The sequence below is a fragment of the Streptomyces sp. NPDC104202 genome, assembly GCF_055584185.1.
The window spans coordinates 246704-265229 of sequence record NZ_JBVJMN010000001.1 but is presented as its reverse complement, the minus strand read 5'-3'; the positions used below and the strand labels follow the sequence as shown (position 1 = coordinate 265229).

Sequence of the window (18526 nt, the reverse complement as noted above, 5' to 3'; positions counted from 1 at the left end):
AGACCCCACCCGACCCGATCCGGCTCGACCCGGCCTGCCCGACCCAGGCCGGGTCGGTCCTCGCGTCCCGGCCGTCAGAGACGGTCGTCCGGCTCCTCGGTGCCGCCCTGGTCGAGGCGGAACGGCGGGTAGTCGTCCGTCATGAGGCTCGCGTAGGCGGCGACCCGCACGACCCACCGGTTCAACCCCACGACCAGGGCGAACAGGTCCTTCGGATAGCGCTCCGTGAACATCACGGCGAAGCCCGCGATGACCGCGAGCAGGCTGATCAGACCCCCGCCCCACCAGGTCGCGCGCGTGCCCCCGGTGAAGAACGCGATGATCAGGTACTGGGGGATGGCCAGCAGCCACCACTTGACCAGGACGAGCGAACGCGACAGCCGCTTCGGGTACGCGACGTCGAGCCGCGCGGGATAGTCGGGGTGCGGCCCCAGGCCGAAGGGCGGGTAACGGTCGGTGCCGAGGGCGCCGTACGCGTAGTACGAGACGCGCCACGACCACCGGAGGACGCCGAGGTTGAAGTCGAACAGCGCCCGTGGATAGCGCTCGGTGAACAGGATGGCGAAGAACGCGATCACCGTGACGAAGAAGAACGCGATCCACAGGAAGGCGAGCACGATCCAGTGCGGGATGACCAGGATCCACTTCACCAGCCACAGCCAGCGGGACAGCGGGGCGTCCAGACGGGCGGTGACCACCACCGACGGGTAGGGGGCGCGTTGCGTGTCCATGCTCATCACTTCCCTGCCGCTTCGGACTCTCCGCCCGCGGACGCGACGACGCCGTCGGCGGGGCCTTGGCGCGCCTGCCCCGTCGCCGATGACCGGAGTCGCGCTCGCCGACCCGGCGTCGTCGGCCTGTCGCCGGTGAGCGCCATCCGCATGCCGTTCGCGGACCGGTCGTCGACGTCCGCGACGCTGTGATCGCCGTACCGGACGTGTCTTCGAGCATGCGCGTCCGCGGCGGCCTCCGCACGGGGACCGCCGCGCGCTACGGGTCGGACCTCTCGGATCCGACGGCGGTGAGGCCGCACCGCACGTCCACCACGCCCTCCACGGCGCGCGCCAGCCGCGCGGCGAGCGGGATCAGCGAGCCGTCACGGATGGGACCGGACAGCGTCACGACGCCCGCGTCGACCCGTACCTCGACCCGGTCGGCCTGGCCGTCTCGGGGCGGGAACAACAGCTCCACGACCTCGCTGCGCACCTCCGCGGCGAGGTCCTCGTCGGGGCGGAGGAACACCTTGAGGAGGTCGGAGCGACTGACGATTCCCTGGACGACGCCGCTCGCGTCGACGACCGGCAGCCGTTTGACGCGGCGGGCGGTCATGAGGCGGGCGCACCGGGGGAGCGAGGCATCGGGGGAGACGGTCACCGGAGGCGAGGTCATCAGGTCCCGGGCGCTGCGGGAGCCGGCCTTGGCGGTGGCGTCGTTGCGGCGCGCCTGCTCGACCATGCCGAGGCGGTGGTCGTGGAACTCCTCCTTGAGGAGCAGGTCCGCCTCGGAGACCACGCCGACGACCCTGCCCGCGCCCTCCACGACCGGCACGGCGGACTCCCCCCACCGCTCCATGGCGGCGACGATCTCCTTGAACCCCGCGTCGGGCCGTACGGCGACGACCTTCCTGGTCATGACGTCGGCGACGACGAACGGCTGCGCGCTCATGGCGCCCTCCTGGGGGACCCGCTCTTCTCCGGCCTCGTGCCCTCCACGGTCCCGCGGGGCCCCGGGCCCCGGGAGGGCCGGCCAGGGCACTCCGGAGGGCCGAAGGGCCCGGGTCGGCGGACCAGGACGACCTCACCGGCGTGGAGGGGACCACAGAAGGAGAGGCCGAGGGCGTGGAGGGGACCACAGAGGGAGAGGCCGAGGGCGTGGAGGTCGGCACCGTGGAGGCCGACGGCGTCGCGGGCGAGCCGCTCCCGGTTGCGCCGCCTCAGGTTCGCGAAACCCTGGAAGGGACCGCAGCCGAGGAGGATCGCCACATGGTCGCTCTCCACGAGGAACGTGCTTCCGGTGACCGGACGGCAGGGCCCCGCGGGTCCGTCCGGCTCCGGCACGCCGCCGATCCGGACGGGGGAGGGGGACCGTGAGCGGCCGCCCCTCCGCACGGGCGCCGGGCGCCGTCCTCTTCGACACCGACGGGGTGCTGCTGGACTCGGCGCGGGTGCACGCGGCCGCGTGGAAGGGCGCGTTCGACGCCCTCCTGGCCGCGCGCACCGGCGACGGCCCCCAGCCGCCCTTCGACCCCGACGCCGACTACCGCCGCTACGTCGACGGGAAGTCCCGCCACGACGGCGCTGCGGCCTTCCTGGCAGCCCGGGGCATCGCCCTCCCCGTGGGGACGCCCCGGGACCCGCCCGGAACCGGCACGGTCGGATCCGTCGCCGCCCACAAGGAACAGTTGTTCCGCTCGTTGATCGGCGCCCAGGGCGTGCCGGTCTTCACCGACGCGGCCCCGGCGCTCGAAGCCCTGAGCGCCGCCCATCTGCCGTGCGCCGCCGTGTCGGCCTCCCGGCACGCCAGGACCCTGCTCCGGGCCTCCGGCCTCGCGGGGCTCCTCACCGCGATCGTGGACGGCGAGGACATCGCCCGGCTCGGCCTCGCCGGGAAGCCCGACCCGGCGCTGTTCCTGCACGCCGCCGCCCTCCTCGGGCACGATCCGGGCGGCACGGCCGTCGTCGAGGACGCGCTCGCCGGCGTCAGGGCGGCCCGGCGCGGGCGGTTCGGCCTCGTCGTCGGTGTCGACCGCACCCCGGACCGGAGCGCGACCGGACCGCTCCGCGACCAGGGCGCCGACCTCACCGTCACCGATCTGCGGGCGCTGGTCCGGCACCTGCGGGGCGACGCGGCATGACGGGTGCCTGGACCTGGACGTACGACGCCTACGCCGCCGACCGCGAACGGCTGGTCGAGGCCCTCTGCACCCTCGGCAACGGCCGCTTCGCCACCCGCGGCTCCAGCCCCGAGTGCGCCGCCGGCCCCTCCCACTACCCGGGCACCTACCTGGCCGGCTGCTACGACCGGCGCACCTCCGCCGTCGCCGGCACACAGGTCGAGAACGAGGACCTCGTCAACCTCCCCGACTGGACCCGGCTGCGGTACCGGCGCCTCCCCGACGGCGGGCCGCCCGGGGAGTGGCTGACCCCCGACTCCCCTGAACTGCGCCACTCCGGCGTCCGCCTCGACCTGCGCGGCGGAGTACTCGTCCGGCACCTCTTCTTCCAGGACGACCGCGGCCGGGGACTCCGGGTGAGCCACCTCCGGATCGTGCACATGGGCGACGCCACGCTCGCGGCCCAGAGCACGCTGTTCCGCGCCTACGGCTGGAGCGGCGCCGTCGAAGTGGAATCCGTCCTCGACGGAAGCGTCACCAACGCCGGGGTGGAGCGCTACCGACACCTCGAAGGGCGCCACCTCACCGACCACCGGACCGGGTTCGCCCCGGACGGCGTCGCCTGGCTCGGCTGCCGCACCACCGACCCCGGCTTCGGGATCGCCCTGGCCGTCCGCACGGCCACCCGGCCCGCCACCATCGCCCACGAGGCCGCGACGGGCACCGGCACCGTCCAGACCTACCGACTCCCCGTCGGCGCCCGCCGGTCCGCGAGCGTCGAGAAGACCCTCGTGCTGCACGTGTCGACGGACCCCGTCGAGCGCGACCCCCGACGGAGGGCCTGCGCCGAGGCCGCGGACGCCCCGCCCTTCCCCAGGCTCGTCGCGGCCCACCGGGCCGCGTGGCAAAGGCTCTGGCAGCAGGGCGAGTTGCACGTCCCGGGAGAGGCGGGGCGCATCCTGCGCCTGCACCTCTTCCACCTGCTGCAGACGCTCTCCCCCCACACGGCCGCACTCGACGTCGGCGTCCCCGCACGGGGGCTCCACGGCGAGGCGTACCGGGGCCACGTCTTCTGGGACGAACTCTTCGTGCTGCCCTACCTCGACCTCCACTTCCCCGAGACCGCCCGATCCCTCCTGCTCTACCGCCACCGCCGCCTGCCCGCGGCCCGCGAGGCGGCACGACGAGCCGGCGCGACCGGCGCCATGTACCCCTGGCAGAGCGCGAGTTCGGGCCGCGAGGAGACCCAGGAGCTCCACCTCAACCCGCGCTCCGGCCGCTGGCTCCCCGACAACTCCCGGCTCCAGCGCCACGTCGGCTCCGCCATCGCCTACAACGTGTGGCGCCACGCCGAATCCACCGGCGACCGCGCGTTCCTGCACTCCGAGGGCGCCGAGATCCTCCTGGAGGTCGCGCGGTACTGGGCGGGTGCCGCCTCCTACGACCCCTCCCTCCGGCGCTACCGCATCCGCGGAGTCGTCGGCCCCGACGAGTACCACGACGCCTACCCCGACCGGGACGCACCCGGCATCGACGACAACACCTACACCAACGCGACCGCCGCCTGGGTGCTCGCCCGCGGCCTCGACCTCGTGGACGACCTGCCGGCCGCCCGACGGTCGCACCTGCGCGACGCGCTCTCCCTCGACGACACGGAACTCGCCCGCTGGGAGGACGTCTCCCGACGGCTGCACATCCCCTTCCACCAGGGCGTGCCGAGCCAGTTCGCCGGCTACGGCGACCTCGCCGAGCTCGACTGGGAGGCGTACCGGGCCCGCTACGGCGACATCCGCAGGCTCGACCGGATCCTGGAGGCCGAGGGCGACACGGTCAACCGCTACCAGGCGTCCAAACAGGCCGACACCCTCATGCTCGGACACCTCTTCCGGCCCGACGAACTCTCCGCGCTCTTCACCCGCCTCGGACACCGGCTCGACGACGACGTCTGGCGCGCCACCGTCGCCTACTACCTGCTGCGCACCAGCCACGGTTCGACGCTCAGCAGCCTCGTCCACGGCTGGATCCTCGCCCGGCAGAAAGGCCCCGACGCCTGGCGGTACTGCGAGGAGGCACTCGTCGCCGACGTCGCCGACGTCCAGGGCGGCACGACCGCCGAGGGCATCCACCTCGGCGCCATGGCCGGCACGATCGACCTCGTCGAACGCGGGATCACCGGCCTCCGCGCCGGCCCCGAGGGGCTCCGGGTGGCCCCCGTCGCCCTCCGGCAACTCCCGCGGTTCGCCTTCACCCTCTGCGCCGGCGGCCACCACGGCGTACGCCTCCGCGTCCTCCCCGGCCGCCTGGCCATCCACGTCCCCGCCACCTCCACCGGTCCGCTGACCGTCGTGCTTCCCGGCGAACGACGCCGCACCGTCGCACCGGGGGAGGAACGCTGGTTCCGGCTCTGACGTGGCACGGGCCGGACGCGTGCAGGCGGACGCGATCCCGGTCCGGCGCCCACAGGCGGACTGCGACGGCCTCAGACGAAGGACAGGGCGGACTGCGACGGCCTCAGACGAAGGACAAGGCGGACTGCGACGGCCTCAGACGAAGGACAGCACCTCGGAGACCGGCCGACGCGGGGTGGCGCTGCCGCCCGGCCCGTAGCCCAGGCGGAGCACCATGTGCAGGAAGCCGGTCGTGGACAGCGGATCACGCGCGTCGGAGCGGAGCTCCGGCCACTCCAGGAGCTGGGACATGAGGGAGGTGGCGAGGCCGTCGAGCGTCGCCCGCAGCAGGACGCGCTCCATCGCCTGCCCCGCCCTCAGCCAGTCGGCCGGTGTGTCCTCGGCCGTGCCGAGCAGAGCTATCTGGGGGCGCTTCTCGAAGCGGGCCGACGACCGGTCGTCCACGCGGCGCGTCGCGTCGAAGTCGCGCACCGGCGAGGTCACGTCGTACTGGCGCGGTCCCAGGGCGTACGAGGGAATCCCCTCGGCGGCACCACCCTCACCCGCCGCGCCCGTCCGCACCCACCGGGCGATCTCCGCACGCACCGACGCGTCCGCCGACTCGAACATCTCCGAGGCGCGCACCAGGCCCATCACCGTGTCGGTGTGCCAGGCCCCCGGCACACCCAGCCGACAGCCCTCCAGGACGGCGGCGGCGCTCAGGCCGTCCAGGATCTCGACGGGAATCCGCTCCTCGGTGAAGGGGAACCGGCTGGTGTGCCGCCTCCGCAGGACCGGCCACAGCTCGGCCAGGCCCTCGTCCTCGACGGCCGTGCGGCCGAGACGCACGTCGGCGAAGTGCCACGGGTCCCCCCGCGTCGGCAACAGCCGCGGAACGGCGTTCCAGCCGCGGTGGGCGGCGGCGACCCGCAGGTTGAACAGGGCGGCTCCGCACCCGAGGTGCAGGGCCCGGTGGTCGGGGTCCTCGCGCGGCATCTCGCGCGAAGGGTCGCCGTACAGCGCGACGACCTCACCGCCCTCCCGGTGGACGAACCGCCACGGCTGCGCGTTGTGCATCGACGGCGCGGTCACGGCTTCCCCGACCAGCGACGCCACGAGCGCCCGGTGCGGAGTCATGGTGGTCACGTTTCCTCCCGACCGTGTGCGCTTCACTCGAGGACGGCGTGGCCACGACGGGCCCCGCCCTTGACCAGGGTGTCGTCCTCCCGCACGGAGAGCCGGTCCACCACCGCCACGACGCCGTCGACGCGTTCCGCGAGACCGACGAGCATCCGGGCCTGGCTGCGCCGCCGGAGCCGGCCCTCCAGACTCACCACCCCGTCCAGAACGTGCACGTCCACCCCGTCGGGGTCCAGACCCATGACGTCCACCAGGACGTCCTCGCGGACGCGCTGCCGGATCTCCGCGTCCGGCCGCAGGAACACACAGAGCAGATCCCGACGGGTCACGATCCCCACCAACCGCTCCTCCTCGTCGAGCACCGGCAGCCGCTCCACCCCGCGCCGCACCATCAGCCGCGCCGCGTCCGCCACCGACTGCTCGGCGTGGACCACGACCGCCGGCGCGGTCATCAGCTCCCGCGCGGTCCGCTCGCGGTGGGCCAGGAGATCCGTCTCGGACACGACCCCCAGCACCCGGTCGTCCTCGTCCACCACCGGCACCCCGGTGATGTCGTACTCGGCCAGCACCTTCGCCACGTCCTTGAACGAGGCCGCGGGAGCGGCCGAGACGACGGGCCCGCTCATCAGGCCCCCGACCTTCAGCTGTTTCATCGCCGCTCCTCCTGTCCCGGCTCCCCAGCCCCGCCCACCTGCTTCCCTCCACCGTCGTCGCCCCACCGCCGCCCCGCGAGGGCCGAACGGCCCCCACCCGGGCCCGACCGGCCTCCACGCCCCGAAGCCCGCCCGCCCTCGTGGACTCCGCCCGACTCCGGGCGCACCCGCCGAGGTCCCCGGGCACCCGAGCCGCCGCGATCACCGCCCCCGGCGGGAACGCCTGCGCCCCGAAACCGAGGCGCCCGAACCGTCGACGGTCGGGTAGCGTGCGGGGCATGCCGAGTCCTGAGTCAGACAGGGTGGGGGCTTTCGGTCACGCCGTCAGCCCCCTGACCCACTGAGTACGTAATCCCGCCCTCCCCCCCGCCTCCGCGGTGGGAAGCGGGCGGTCCACGGGGCCGACCGCGGTGACGAGACGACGACCTCCTCGTGCCTCTCCTCACCCCGGAGCCACTCGATGCCACTTCCCCTGTACCTGCTTGCCCTGGCGGTCTTCGCCATGGGCACCTCGGAGTTCATGCTCGCCGGCCTCCTGCCGGACATCGCCTCGGACCTCGACGTCACCGTCGGTTCCGCCGGCCTCCTCACCTCGGCCTACGCCTTCGGCATGGTCGTCGGCGCTCCCCTGGTGGCCGCTTTCGCCCGCACGTGGCCCAGGCGCACCGCCCTCCTCGGCTTCACCGTCGCCTTCGCGACGGCCCACGCCGTGGGCGCCGCCACGACGAGCTTCCCGGTGCTGCTCGGCACACGGGCACTCGCCGCCCTCGCGAACGCCGGCTTCCTCGCCCTCGCTCTGACCGTCGCCGCCACGATGGTTCCGCCCGACAGGAAGGGGCGCGCCCTGGCGGTCCTGCTGTCGGGCACGACGGCGGCCATGATCGTCGGTGTCCCCGCCGGCGCGGCGTTCGGCACGACCCACGGCTGGCGGGCCACGTTCTGGGCCGTCGCCGCACTCTGCCTGCCCGCGGCCCTCGGCATCCTGAAGGGATTGCCCGCGGGGGACAGGACGCGAGGACCGCTCTGCGAAGCCCCCTTGGGCACGGAAGTCGCCCAGCTCACCAGGCCACGGCTGCTCCTGGCGCTCCTCCTGTGCGCCCTGGTGAACGCGGCGACCTTCGGAAGCCTCACCTACCTCGCGCCCGTGGTCACCGACACCGCCGGGCTGAGCGCGTCCTGGATCCCGGTCGCCCTGGTGCTCTTCGGCACCGGTTCCCTCATCGGCGTCACCGTCGCCGGCCGGCTGTCCGACCGACGCCCCGGCCTGGTCATCGCGTGCGGCGGCCCGCTGCTGCTCATCGGCTGGCCCGCCCTGGCCCTGCTGGCGAAGGAGCCGGTCGCCCTCCTCACGCTGCTGTGCGTGCAGGGTGCCCTCTCCTTCGGCCTGGGCACCACGCTCGTCACACGGGTCCTCCACGAAGCCGGCGCAGCCCCCACCCTGGCCGGATCCTTCGCGACCGCGGCCCTCAACATCGGTGCGGCCACCGGTCCCCTCCTCGCCGCAACCGCCTTGTCCACGACCGCCGGGACCACGGGGCCGCTCTGGTCCTCCGCCGTCCTGGTGGCCGTCGCGCTCCTCATTGCTTTCCGCTGCCGGACGGTCCTCGTCGCCGTGCCGCCTGCTGAGCCCGAGAGCACCGCACCCCCGTCGTTCCGTGGGTACGTCTCCCCGGACGACCGGCACTGACGAGCACGCGACCGCTGGTGACGCGCCGACAGAATCCGTCGAGCATCGGCCGGCCCTCTGAAACCGTGGCCCCGGCTGTGTGGTCACAGCCGGAGAGGAACGCCGGTGCGCATCCCTTGCGGCCCTGTCAAGATCGTCACCGCACTACGCTGCCCGTGTGATCAGCACGGGAAGCGGTACGGGCGACGATACGGACAGCGGTACGGGTGAGGTGCGGGAGCGGCCCGACTGGCGGGTGCTCGTCGTGGGCGGCGCGTCGGGGATGGGGAAGACGGGTGCCGCCCGGGCGTTGGCGCGGCGGTACGGCGTCCCGGTCGTCGAGGTCGACGACATCGTGGAGGCGCTCCTCGCCGTGACCAGCCCCGAGCACCTGCCGGAGGTGCACTACTGGCGCACCCACCCCGAGGCCGCGCACCGGTCGGCGGAATCGGTGGCCGAGCGGCAGATCGAGATCGCCCGGGCGCTGGCCCCGGCGATCGAGGCGGTGGTGGCCAACCACGTGGGCACCGACACCCCGGTGATCCTCGAAGGCGACTACGTACTGCCCGAGGTGGCGACCCCGGGCGGCCCGGTCCGGGCCGTCTTCCTCCACGAGGACGACGAGGACCAGGTGACCGCCAACTACCTGCGCCGGGAGCCGGAGGCCGGGCCCCAGCGGCACCGGGCCCGCGCGGGCGTCCTGTACGGTCGCCTGCTCGCCGCCCGGGCACGGGCGGTCGGCGTACCGGTCCTGGCCCCGCGCCCTTGGGAGGATCTGCCCGGCCGCGCCGCCGCCGCGACCACGGACGCGGGCCGCGGCAGCGTCTGGGTGCGTGACCTCGGTGCGTGACCTCGGTGCGTGACCGAGGCGGCTCGGGGAGGCCGGCGAGGTGAACGGTCGGCGCCTTCGCACCACCGGCCTTCGTGATCATTCGTCGATGAGCGCCTCGTACGGGGTTCCCTCGGGCGTGAAGACGAGCACGAACTCCTCGCCGCGCCCGACGGCGACCTCGCGCAGCCGGGCCAGGGCCTCGCCCTGCCCCGGCAGGTCGAGGCCGAGCACTGCGGCGGCGCGGTCCCTGCGGGCCACCAGGTCCGGCATGTCCGCGAGGTACGCGGCGGCGAGCCCGCGGCCCTCCTCCTCCGTGAACACCCGGCAGTCCCGCCACCACGGGGCGACCAGCAGCAGTCCGAGGAGTTCGGGCAGGCCGATCGCGACCAGCGCCGCGCCGCCCTCGGAGTCGGCGTACAGGACGGGCCGTTCCTCGCCACCCGTGCCGCAGAAGAAGTACGTGCCCCCGGCGCCGTCGCCGGCGAAGCCTTCCAGTGCCTCGCCGGACGCGAGGTGCACCTCCTCGACGTGGTCGCCTCGGGCCAGGTCGAAGTCACCCGGCCAGGCCAGGAAGCGGGCGGCCTCGTCCTGTGCGTGCAGGGCGGCGATCAGGGATTCCATGGGTCCGCAGCCTACGGCCCACCCGGAACGGCCGGCCCTGGCCAACGTGATGCCCCCGGGGGCCACGGACTGTCGTCCGCGCGCCTGAAGCCTCCCGTGGGGAGCCGGGAGGCGGGCGCGGCCCCGCCCTCGCGGGCGTGGGAGGGCGGGGCCGGCGGCTTGGCCCGCGGGGGTGAGGGCGGGGAGCCGCATGCGGTTCACCCTGCCACTCCAGCGCACGGGTACGCCAGAGGCGTGCACGAACCAGCCCGTGGCATATGCGGAACCGCGACGGAGACCACTACACCTCCCCACCCGCCCGACTCCCGACCGTGACGGCACGCGCCCCGCCGAGAGCGAACATCCTTGGACACCGGCGCTGTTGAGTGAAAGCTGAGAGCGACACATACCGGATCGCGGAGGCCCTCCATGAGCGCCGAACACACCGACACCCTGTACGAGGCCGTGGGCGGCGCGGACGCCCTGCGCCGACTCTCCGAGACGTTCTACGAGGAAGTGCTGGCCGACCCCCTCCTCGCACCCGTCTTCCGCGACTTCACGGCCACCCACGCGCAGCACGTGGCCGTATGGCTCGCCGAGGTCTTCTCGGGCCCGGCCGACTTCACGAAGGAACACGGCGGCCACCAAGCCCTCCTCCGCGCCCACCTCGGGCTCGCCATCACCGAGGAACAGCGGCTGCGCTGGATGGAGCTGATGACGGCCGCCGTGGAGAAGGAGCTCCCGGACGACGCCCTGCTGCGCCGCCGGGTCGTCGAGTACTTCGACTGGGGCACGCGCATCGCCCGGGACGTCTCCGCCTCCGCTCCCGGCACGGACCTCGGCGAGCCCGGCCCCACGCCCCGCTGGGGCTGGGACGGCCTCGCCTGAACCCGCCGCCGGGCGCGGGGGAGGTGGCGCACGTCGTGCCCCCCACGTCCGGCCGGCGACGGCCTGCCATGGCTTCCCGGCCCCTGCCGAGTCGACAGGGGCCGGGAGACCGATGGCCGCACCGCGCCACCGACCCGCGACCCGTGATCCGCGACCGGTGACCGGCGCGCGACCCGCGACCCGTGACCACCGACCCGGACCCGGACCCGGACCCGGACCCGGACCTGGGCCTGGGCCCGGACCTGGGCCTGGGCCTCACGGTCGGCGGCCGGTCGCAGGGGCCGGGCGGCCGTCCGGCCGCCCCGCTCGCCGTCCCCCGTGCCGACCGGTCACCGCACGTCCTACCTCAGGTGCCTGGCGAAGAACCGGGCCCCGGGATCGAGTTCGAACTGCGGTACGCCGGTGTGCCCGCCCATGTTGGCGTGCAGGGTCTTCTCCTTGGACCCGAAGGCGTCGAAGAGGTCCAGGGCGGCCTGTCGGTCGTTGCCCTCGTCGTCCCACTGGAGGAGGACGTGCAGGGGAAGGGTGACCCGGCGGGCCTCCTCGAACATGACGGCGGGCACGAGGCTGCCGGCGAAGAGACCGGCGGCGACGATGCGGGGCTCCACCACCGCGAGGCGCACGCCGATGGAGATCACACCGCCCTCGTACCCGACCGGGCCGTCGATCCCGGGCAGCGCCAGCAGCGCGTCCAGCGCCGCCTGCCACTCCGGTACGGCCCGCTCGACCAGCGGGAGGACGAGGGCGTCGACGATCTCGCCGGTCACCCGCTCGCCGGCCTCCATCGCCCGACGCAGGTCTGCCCGGGCCGCGTCGGCGGCGGCCCAGCGGGGCCGATCGCCGCTTCCGGGGAGTTCGATGGTGGCCGAGGCGAAGCCGTACTCCGCCGCGTAGTACCGCGCCCGTCCCGCGAGCCGCGGGTACATCCGGCCCAGGCCGAGGGGCGGGTGGCCGATGAGGATCAGAGGTGTGGACGCGTCGGCGGCCGTGGAGGCGGGCGTCCACAGGATGCCGGGGATCTCGCCGAGCGTGAAGGCGCGCTCGACGACGTCGTCGTCGATGCGCTGCTCGGAAGTGAACTGAAGGGCCATGGTCGTGCCTTTCGGGAGTGCTCAGGAACGGCGCTCCCGGGCGACCTACCGCCCGACCGTGACCTCGGAGAGGAGCACCCATGTCGAAACTGCGTTCACGGGTACCACCTCCTCGTTCTCTCGCACGGTCACGGGCAACCTAGCAGTGGCCACGGTGCTCCGCCAAAGGGTTTTTCGCGAGCGCCGTGCCCGTGCTCCCGGTCGGGAAGGAGGGGCGCCGGCCGGAGCCGCTGCCCCCACGTCGTCGCACCCCGAGCGACCGCGAGCGACGTGCCCGCCGACCGGTCAGGCGTCCGCCCGCACCTCCTCCGCCGAGCGCCGTCCCCCTGCGGAGGCGACCAGCGCGTCCGCCACGATCGCCGCGTCCGCCTCGGCCACGTGCGCGGGGTACTCCGGCAGCAGGTCGTCCCAGACGGGCAGCCACGATCCGTACAGCTGGGCCTGTCCCTCGGGGCGGGCGAAGAACCAGATGTGGAGGTGGGCGCCGCCGTCCCCGATGCGGTAGACGTGGGCGCGCGAGATGTGGGGCAGGGCCTGGATGTGGCGGACCAGGTGAGCGGAGAGGACGCCCAGTTCGGCCGCCAGGTCGTCGGGGAGGTCGTCCATGTCGTGGTGCTCGACCGGATGCAGCATGAGCACCAGGGGAACGCCGACGCCCGGGATCCGGGTGAGCCGCCAGTTGTCGTTGAACCAGATGCCCTCGCCCCGCTCCCTGCACGACGCGCAGTCCGACGGGTCCTCGCCGTGGCGCGGCGGCTCGGGGAGCACCGGGGGCCGCAGGGGTGAGACGCGCAATCCGTCCGGTTCGAAGGGGCTGATGCTCCAGCCCGTCATGCGCGCGAGAGGAAGCCGCTGCTCGTCGTCGGCGGCGGAACGTGCGTGGTCGTAGAACTCGTCAGGTCGCAAAGCCATGATCCGAAGACTAGTTCGACACTGCGTGCGGGGTGGGAACCCGGGCGAGAGCGGGGACTGCGGGACCGCACCCCACGGCGCATCGCCCCGGTCGTCCCGTACGCGATCTCCGCCGAGAAGTCGTCGAGGAGCCCGCGAGCAACCGTCGAGGAGCTCAGGGCGCCTCGCCGGCTTCCTCCTGATCCGGCAGGCCCTTCTCGGCGCGGATGTCCTCCCAGTCCCGGCAGCGGTCGAGGTCGATGCCGTGGGCCGCGAGGCCGTCCAGGACGTGGGCGAGCGCCGGACGGCCGGGGGACTCGGCGCGCGCGGCGTCGCGAAGTTCGCGCTGCTCGGCCTCGTTGAAGGTCAGGTGCGCCATCACGGCCCCTCGCTGGTCGGCTGACCCCCGAGGCTAGCGCAGCAGCCCGCCCCACGGCTGGGGGTCCGCCGGGAACGGCGCCGGCGACGAGGCAGCCGTGCGCCCTGGGTGTCCAGGTGTACGAGTGACGCACCGGGGCACCCGTATCCCGAAGGTTGATACGAAGAGTCCCTCATGGGGGGATTCGCTCCGGCAGGCGTCGTCCTCGACGGGGCCGTCGGACGCAACGGATCAGGAGTTGTTCGTTCGTGACTGAGCACGCGTGGAATTACCGGCCGTCCTTCAACTACGCCGTGGGCACGGACCTCACCGGGTACAAGGTCGAGGCGGTCGACGGCGGCATCGGCAAGGTCGACAAGCACTCCGAGGAGGTGGACGACTCCTACCTCGTGGTCGACACCGGTGTGTGGATCTTCGGGAAGGAGGTCCTCCTGCCCGCGAACACGATCTCGCGCATCGACGCGGAGGGCGAGAGGATCCATCTGGACCTGACCAAGGACCAGATCAAGAACGCGCCCGAGTTCCACCGGGAGAAGGACCTCGACGAGATCGCGTACCGCGACCGGGTGGCCTCGTACTACGGTCACACCGGCGGCGCCGGCCCGTTGTAGGACCGAAGGGGCGCCGAACGGCGGCGGGCCGTCGGGGAGGCGGGAAGCATGGGGCGGGACGGCGCGAGCGCCGCGCGCGACGGGTGGGCGCGCTCCGTGGGGGTGACCTCCGCGACCATGGCGTCCGTGGTGGAGCTCGCGCAGCGGCTGGTCAGGCGGCCGAGCCGCGGCGGGATCGACCTGTACGGCCCCGTCCTCGGCGTCCTCGAAGAGTGGCTCTCGGCGAGGCGCCTGCCGCACCGCCGGCTGCGCGACGGGGCCGGAGAGCCGGTCGGGCTCCTGGTGGAGATCGCCGGAGGCCGGCCGGGCCCGTGGTGGGCCCTGGACGCCTGCGTGGACACGGCCCCCTACGGCGACACCGCCCGCTGGTCGTTCCCGCCCGACTCCGGAGACGTACGGGACGGCTGGCTGCTCGGCCGCGGCGCGGCGGACTCGAAGCTCGCGGCCGCCGTGTTCTGCCACATCGCGGCGGGCATCGCCGCGCGGGCCCCCGCGTGCGCGGGCGGTCTGGCCGTACTCCTGGACGTCGACGAGCACACCGGGAACTTCGGGGGCGCCCGCGCCTACCTGGACGACCCGACGGCCGTCCGCCCGGCCGGGGTCGTCATCGGCTATCCCGGCATCGACGACGTGGTCGTCGGCGGCCGCGGTCTGTGGCGGGCCACGATCAGCGTGCACGCGCCGTCCGGACATTCGGGGTCCCGCCGCTCCGTCACCGGCGCCATCACCCGCGCTGCCCATCTGGTGCGGCTCCTCGACACGGCCGAGCTCCCCGGACGGGACGACTCCGGCTTCCCCCTGGGGCCGAAGCTGACCGTCACCGCCTTCCACGGCGGGGAAGGCTTCTCCGTCACCCCTGACCGGGTCGACATCAACGTCGACGTCCGCACCACCCCGTCCTTCGACGCGAGCGGCGCCGAGAGGCTGGTGCGCCACGCGGTGGCCGAGGTCGACGCCGCACTGCCCGTCGGCGTGCCGACCGAGGTCACCGAGGTCGCCGCCTGGCCGCCGTTCCGGCTGTCGGAGCACGAGCAGCCCGCCGCGGCGCTGCTGGCGGCGGCCAGGGGCGCGGGCCTGAAGGTCCACGCGAAGACCGCGGGCCCGTCGAACATCGGAAACCTCCTCGCCGGCCACGGCATCCCCGCCACGGCCGGTTTCGGCGTCCCGTACGAAGGTCTGCACGGAATCGACGAGCGCGCCTCCCTCGCCGAACTGCCCACCGTCTACGCCGTCCACGAGCAGGCCGTCCTGAGTCTGCTGGACGCGCACCGACCGCCGCGATGACGGCCGACGCCGCAGGCCGCCTCGTATCCGATGCGTCGCGGGACGGGACTGGCCTGTGGGGCCAGGGCGGAACGACGGACGATGGATGACGTCGATGTCGAATTCCTGCCAGACGGCGCGTGCGCGAGGTTGATTGGCTGTCCGCATGATCACCAAGCGCCTGCACGACACCCGTCCGGACGAGGCCCGGCTCTTCCGCTCCCTCCACGACCCTGCGAGCCCCCTCGCGCTCGCCAATGTCTGGGACGTGGCCGGCGCCCGCGTGGTCGAGGCCGCGGGGGCACCCGCGATCGCCACCACGAGCTCCGGGATCTCCTGGTCCCTCGGCCATCCGGACGGCGAGGCCGTCTCGCCCGACCGCGTGGTCGATGTGGTCGCCCGCATCGTCGCCGCCGTCGACGTCCCGGTCTCCGCCGACATCGAGGGCGGGTACGGGCAGGACGTGGCCGGCGTCTCCGACACGGTCGCCCGGATCCTGGCGGCAGGCGCCGTCGGCATCAACGTCGAGGACGGCACCCGACCCCCCGCGCAACTCGCGGCACGGCTGGCGGCAGCCCGTACCGTGGCCGAGCGAGAGGGCGTCCCGCTCTTCGTCAACGCCCGCACGGACACGTACCTGTTCGGCCTCGGCGACCCGGCCACCCGCCTGAAGGACACCCTGGAGCGGGCCCGCCTGTACGTCGAATCCGGTGCCGACGGCATCTTCGTCCCCGGCGTCACCGACCCCGCCACCCTCGCGGAACTGGCCTCCGGTATCCCCGTGCCGCTGAACGCCATGGCCGGACCCGGCGCACCGGACATCGCCGCACTGTCCCGCCTCGGCGTCGCCCGCGTCAGCCTCGGCTCCGGCGTGGCCCAGAGCGCCTACGCCGCCGTCCGTCGCGCCGTGCAGGACCTCCACGGGACCGGCGGCTACGACTCTCTGGTCGCGTCTATCCCGTTCGGCGAGCTCAACGGTCTTTTCCCCGAGCAGCGTTGACGCCAGAGTGGCCGGCGGCAGAGGAAAGAAGTCGTCGGCGGCGGACGATGTCACTACCCTGATCCGGACCGGGGCTACGCGTGGCCCCGCAGGTTGCGTGCCGTGGCAGAGCGGTCCAATGCGACCGCCGCGGGAGAGGCCCCTCCCGCGGCGGGTGACGGAAACGGGGCGGCCCTGCCCCCGACTGTCTCGCGGGTTCGAATCCCGTCGGCATCGCAACCGACAACCGGTCTCCCCGGGGAGAGGAGCCGGCGTCCCTGCCGCAGGCGCGGACCGACGGACTGTCTTCGTCCCCCAGTTCGGCGACGGCCCCGCCGACGGCGTGTCTGACGCAGGGGGTGCTGCGTCCGTCCCCACCCCGACGGTCCGCCCCTCCGTGACGTCGGTGACCTCAGCGCCGAGGATCAGGCCGCGCCACCGCCGGCCCACCCCAGGCCGCCGGCGGCGCGGCCACCGGACCCGGGCACCCCCTGCGAGATCCGGCCGAGAACTGCCCGAACTACCCGGCGAGTCCCGTCTCGGACGCGCCCTGCGGCCATCCCAAGACCTCCCACACCCACTCCTCCGACAGTGGTAGCTCCTGCGACCGGCCGTTCACGAGCCAGGCGCCGTCCCACTCGACCCGCCACACCTGGCCGCCGAGATTCTCGAACTCCACGAAACTCCCCGCAGCCCCCTCCAGCAGTCCGAGCTCCCGTACCAGCACATCCGGCGTCGCGAACCCAAGCGACCTCCCGACGCTCCCGCCCCTCGTCCGCGTGTTCTCGTACCTCATCCGCAGGTACGGAACCGGCTGCCGCGACACGCGAGACGGCCGCAGCATCCTCGTGAACCGCATCGCCGCCTCCTTCAGCGGCTCATCCCCGCGGATCTCGCACCGATAGGCCGGAAAGACAGCCGAGACGACCTCGTTCAGCTCCTCGTTCCGCCCCACGTGATACCCGTGCACGGCCGGCGCCGCCGCGACCACCGCGTCGAAGGCGTAGTCCCCGTACGCGAAGCCCGGCAACACCGTGAAGGCCCGCGCCCCGCTGCCCCGACCCAACTGACGATCCCGGGCAAACCCCAGGACGGCCCCGGCCAACCCGTCGTCGTGCTCATCGAGCATGTTCATCTGATAGGCCCAACGTCCATCAGGATCCATCGCCAGCGAGAACACGAACCGCGACATGGGCGACCACTGCCAGGCCAGGGACAGCCCCGGCATGGCACGCGTGTCCCGGATCTCCGCGACAGCCTCTGTGATGTTCACACCCCCATCTTCCCCGCCCGTTACCGCGTCGACGGGCTGGACCACTGGATCCGGTGGGCTCCCACCAAGGCGGACCGTCCATGAGCGGATACGTCCGCTCAGAAGGTCTCACGCACCGCGAGGATCATTGCGTGACGAGGTGCATGCCTCCATCGACGCGGCCGACCTGGCGGCCTGCTCGATCCGCGCCCAATGGGCCGCACGGGCTTCCTCGTCGACCTCCTTCTCGTGTTCCGCACGCAGCCCCGTCCGGCCGTCGAGGTTCTCGCGCAGGATGTCGGCCTGTCCGGTGTGCCGGACGGACTCGCCGAGGACGTGGACCATGACGGCGAACAGGTTCGTGTCGGCATGAGGCTCGGGCCACCACGGCACGTGGCCGGGGGCGTCGAGAGGAAGCGCGTCGATCGTCGCGTCCGCGTGTTCCCACGTACGCCGGTAGAACCCGATGATCTGCTCGCGGGTCTCGTCCTCGGCCGCCCACATGTCACTGCCGTCGGAGTCCTGCCACCGGGGGAGCGGCTCCGGTGAAGGGCGGCCGAAGACCTCTCCGAAGTACCTGGCCTCGACGGTGGCCACGTGCTTGACCAAGCCGAGAAGGTTCGTCCCCGTCGCCGTCAGCGGCCGGCGGACGTCGTACGCGGACAGGCCGTCGAGCTTCCACAGGAGCGCCTCACGGTCCCGCCGCAGCCTCCCGTGCAGGTTGTCCTTCGCGCATTCGTCGATCATGCGGCAGGAGCCTGCCATGGGCTGCTTCCGGTCTCAAGATCCAAAGCAGCCGGCAGCGGCACCGCAGCCGCGACAACATAGGCGGACACCTCGACGACGTGTTGCTGGGTGCAGGCCCACAGGATGTGACCGTCACACCGGGTCTGCAGCCACAGGGGCCGCTGGCAGAAGGGTTCCTGGCCACCACCCGACACCGCGCCGACGAGTCCGGCTCCCCGTACCTCGGCTTCCCGGTCGGGGGTGGCGCCGCACCTTCCGCAGGCCAGACGGCGAGGCTGGAACAAGAGCTCGGTGAAGGACGTGAGCTCAGGGAT

General features: G+C 73.4%; 18 protein-coding genes and 1 tRNA gene. 9 read left to right on the top strand and 10 right to left on the bottom strand.

Annotated features, from left to right (window positions below; translation table 11 throughout):
• Positions 1-74 precede the first annotated feature (74 nt).
• Positions 75-737: a DUF4389 domain-containing protein gene (locus ACZ60W_RS01240; protein ID WP_469753244.1), complete on the bottom strand. Its 663-nt coding sequence runs from the start codon at positions 735-737 to the stop codon at positions 75-77.
• Positions 738-990: 253 nt separating this feature from the next.
• Positions 991-1665 (bottom strand): CBS domain-containing protein, encoded by a 675-nt coding sequence (locus ACZ60W_RS01235; RefSeq protein ID WP_469753243.1) that lies wholly within the window; start codon positions 1663-1665, stop codon positions 991-993.
• A 421-nt stretch (positions 1666-2086) separates the two neighbouring features.
• Between ACZ60W_RS01235 and ACZ60W_RS01230 the strand changes: the two genes are divergently transcribed.
• Both ACZ60W_RS01230 and ACZ60W_RS01225 read left to right on the top strand, forming a co-directional pair.
• Positions 2087-2854, top strand: coding sequence for an HAD family hydrolase (locus ACZ60W_RS01230; protein WP_469753242.1), 768 nt, complete (start codon positions 2087-2089; stop codon positions 2852-2854).
• The gene (locus ACZ60W_RS01225) at positions 2851-5241 is read left to right on the top strand and encodes a glycoside hydrolase family 65 protein (protein ID WP_469753241.1); all 2391 of its coding nucleotides are present in this window, start codon (positions 2851-2853) and stop codon (positions 5239-5241) included. Before ACZ60W_RS01230 ends, ACZ60W_RS01225 begins: the two co-directional genes overlap by 4 nt.
• A gap of 135 nt (positions 5242-5376) precedes the next feature.
• Here ACZ60W_RS01225 and ACZ60W_RS01220 read toward each other — a convergent pair whose 3' ends face one another.
• Positions 5377-6357, bottom strand: coding sequence for an Acg family FMN-binding oxidoreductase (locus tag ACZ60W_RS01220; RefSeq protein WP_469753267.1), 981 nt, complete (start codon positions 6355-6357; stop codon positions 5377-5379).
• A gap of 32 nt (positions 6358-6389) precedes the next feature.
• Positions 6390-7013 (bottom strand): CBS domain-containing protein, encoded by a 624-nt coding sequence (locus ACZ60W_RS01215; RefSeq protein WP_469753240.1) that lies wholly within the window; start codon positions 7011-7013, stop codon positions 6390-6392.
• A 460-nt stretch (positions 7014-7473) separates the two neighbouring features.
• Here ACZ60W_RS01215 and ACZ60W_RS01210 point away from each other — a divergent pair, with 460 nt between their 5' ends.
• Both ACZ60W_RS01210 and ACZ60W_RS01205 read left to right on the top strand, forming a co-directional pair.
• The gene (locus tag ACZ60W_RS01210) at positions 7474-8700 is read left to right on the top strand and encodes a Cmx/CmrA family chloramphenicol efflux MFS transporter (protein ID WP_469753239.1); all 1227 of its coding nucleotides are present in this window, start codon (positions 7474-7476) and stop codon (positions 8698-8700) included.
• A gap of 157 nt (positions 8701-8857) precedes the next feature.
• Positions 8858-9529, top strand: coding sequence for a hypothetical protein (locus ACZ60W_RS01205; protein ID WP_469753238.1), 672 nt, complete (start codon positions 8858-8860; stop codon positions 9527-9529).
• A 78-nt stretch (positions 9530-9607) separates the two neighbouring features.
• On the opposite strand, the gene ACZ60W_RS01200 is transcribed toward ACZ60W_RS01205, so the two are convergent.
• Complete coding sequence (locus tag ACZ60W_RS01200; protein ID WP_469753237.1) at positions 9608-10132, bottom strand: hypothetical protein; 525 nt, start codon at positions 10130-10132, stop codon at positions 9608-9610.
• 408 nt (positions 10133-10540) lie between these two features.
• Between ACZ60W_RS01200 and ACZ60W_RS01195 the strand changes: the two genes are divergently transcribed.
• A complete protein-coding gene (locus ACZ60W_RS01195) occupies positions 10541-10999 on the top strand; it encodes a group II truncated hemoglobin (RefSeq protein ID WP_469753236.1) in 459 nt (152 codons plus the stop codon).
• 341 nt (positions 11000-11340) lie between these two features.
• Here the strand turns inward: ACZ60W_RS01195 and ACZ60W_RS01190 are convergent, their stop codons facing one another.
• The 3 genes from ACZ60W_RS01190 to ACZ60W_RS01180 all read right to left on the bottom strand — a co-directional run bounded on the left by ACZ60W_RS01190 (position 11341) and on the right by ACZ60W_RS01180 (position 13360).
• A complete protein-coding gene (locus ACZ60W_RS01190) occupies positions 11341-12090 on the bottom strand; it encodes an alpha/beta hydrolase (protein ID WP_469753235.1) in 750 nt (249 codons plus the stop codon).
• A 285-nt stretch (positions 12091-12375) separates the two neighbouring features.
• Complete coding sequence (locus tag ACZ60W_RS01185; RefSeq protein WP_469753234.1) at positions 12376-13002, bottom strand: hypothetical protein; 627 nt, start codon at positions 13000-13002, stop codon at positions 12376-12378.
• Between the two features lie 154 nt (positions 13003-13156).
• Entirely contained in the window at positions 13157-13360 is a 204-nt protein-coding gene (locus ACZ60W_RS01180; protein ID WP_469753233.1) for a hypothetical protein, read from the bottom strand.
• 248 nt (positions 13361-13608) lie between these two features.
• Here ACZ60W_RS01180 and ACZ60W_RS01175 point away from each other — a divergent pair, with 248 nt between their 5' ends.
• The 4 genes from ACZ60W_RS01175 (at position 13609) to ACZ60W_RS01160 (ending at position 16450) form a co-directional block, all read left to right on the top strand.
• Complete coding sequence (locus ACZ60W_RS01175; protein ID WP_469753232.1) at positions 13609-13971, top strand: PRC-barrel domain-containing protein; 363 nt, start codon at positions 13609-13611, stop codon at positions 13969-13971.
• Positions 13972-14088: 117 nt separating this feature from the next.
• A complete protein-coding gene (locus ACZ60W_RS01170; RefSeq protein ID WP_469753266.1) occupies positions 14089-15255 on the top strand; it encodes a M20 family metallopeptidase in 1167 nt (388 codons plus the stop codon).
• 145 nt (positions 15256-15400) lie between these two features.
• The gene (locus ACZ60W_RS01165; RefSeq protein WP_469753231.1) at positions 15401-16234 is read left to right on the top strand and encodes an isocitrate lyase/PEP mutase family protein; all 834 of its coding nucleotides are present in this window, start codon (positions 15401-15403) and stop codon (positions 16232-16234) included.
• Positions 16235-16331: 97 nt separating this feature from the next.
• A tRNA-Gly gene (locus ACZ60W_RS01160) sits at positions 16332-16450 on the top strand.
• Positions 16451-16733: 283 nt separating this feature from the next.
• On the opposite strand, the gene ACZ60W_RS01155 is transcribed toward ACZ60W_RS01160, so the two are convergent.
• On the bottom strand, positions 16734-17486 hold the full coding sequence (locus ACZ60W_RS01155) for a hypothetical protein (protein WP_469753230.1): 753 nt from the start codon (positions 17484-17486) through the stop codon (positions 16734-16736).
• Positions 17487-17594: 108 nt separating this feature from the next.
• Positions 17595-18212, bottom strand: a complete 618-nt coding sequence (locus ACZ60W_RS01150) for a DinB family protein (protein WP_469753229.1) — start codon at positions 18210-18212, stop codon at positions 17595-17597.
• Between the last annotated feature and the right edge of the window lie 314 nt (positions 18213-18526).

Bases quoted from the DNA above. Each gene is read 5' to 3' on its own strand.
- ACZ60W_RS01240 (WP_469753244.1), bottom strand. From the start codon at position 737: ATGAGCATGGACACGCAACGCGCCCCCTACCCGTCGGTGGTGGTCACC.
- ACZ60W_RS01235 (WP_469753243.1), bottom strand. From the start codon at position 1,665: ATGAGCGCGCAGCCGTTCGTCGTCGCCGACGTCATGACCAGGAAGGTC.
- ACZ60W_RS01225 (WP_469753241.1), top strand. From the start codon at position 2,851: ATGACGGGTGCCTGGACCTGGACGTACGACGCCTACGCCGCCGACCGC.
- ACZ60W_RS01220 (WP_469753267.1), bottom strand. From the start codon at position 6,357: ATGACTCCGCACCGGGCGCTCGTGGCGTCGCTGGTCGGGGAAGCCGTG.
- ACZ60W_RS01215 (WP_469753240.1), bottom strand. From the start codon at position 7,013: ATGAAACAGCTGAAGGTCGGGGGCCTGATGAGCGGGCCCGTCGTCTCG.
- ACZ60W_RS01210 (WP_469753239.1), top strand. From the start codon at position 7,474: ATGCCACTTCCCCTGTACCTGCTTGCCCTGGCGGTCTTCGCCATGGGC.
- ACZ60W_RS01200 (WP_469753237.1), bottom strand. From the start codon at position 10,132: ATGGAATCCCTGATCGCCGCCCTGCACGCACAGGACGAGGCCGCCCGC.
- ACZ60W_RS01195 (WP_469753236.1), top strand. From the start codon at position 10,541: ATGAGCGCCGAACACACCGACACCCTGTACGAGGCCGTGGGCGGCGCG.
- ACZ60W_RS01190 (WP_469753235.1), bottom strand. From the start codon at position 12,090: ATGGCCCTTCAGTTCACTTCCGAGCAGCGCATCGACGACGACGTCGTC.
- ACZ60W_RS01185 (WP_469753234.1), bottom strand. From the start codon at position 13,002: ATGGCTTTGCGACCTGACGAGTTCTACGACCACGCACGTTCCGCCGCC.
- ACZ60W_RS01180 (WP_469753233.1), bottom strand. From the start codon at position 13,360: ATGGCGCACCTGACCTTCAACGAGGCCGAGCAGCGCGAACTTCGCGAC.
- ACZ60W_RS01170 (WP_469753266.1), top strand. From the start codon at position 14,089: ATGGCGTCCGTGGTGGAGCTCGCGCAGCGGCTGGTCAGGCGGCCGAGC.
- ACZ60W_RS01165 (WP_469753231.1), top strand. From the start codon at position 15,401: ATGATCACCAAGCGCCTGCACGACACCCGTCCGGACGAGGCCCGGCTC.
- ACZ60W_RS01150 (WP_469753229.1), bottom strand. From the start codon at position 18,212: ATGATCGACGAATGCGCGAAGGACAACCTGCACGGGAGGCTGCGGCGG.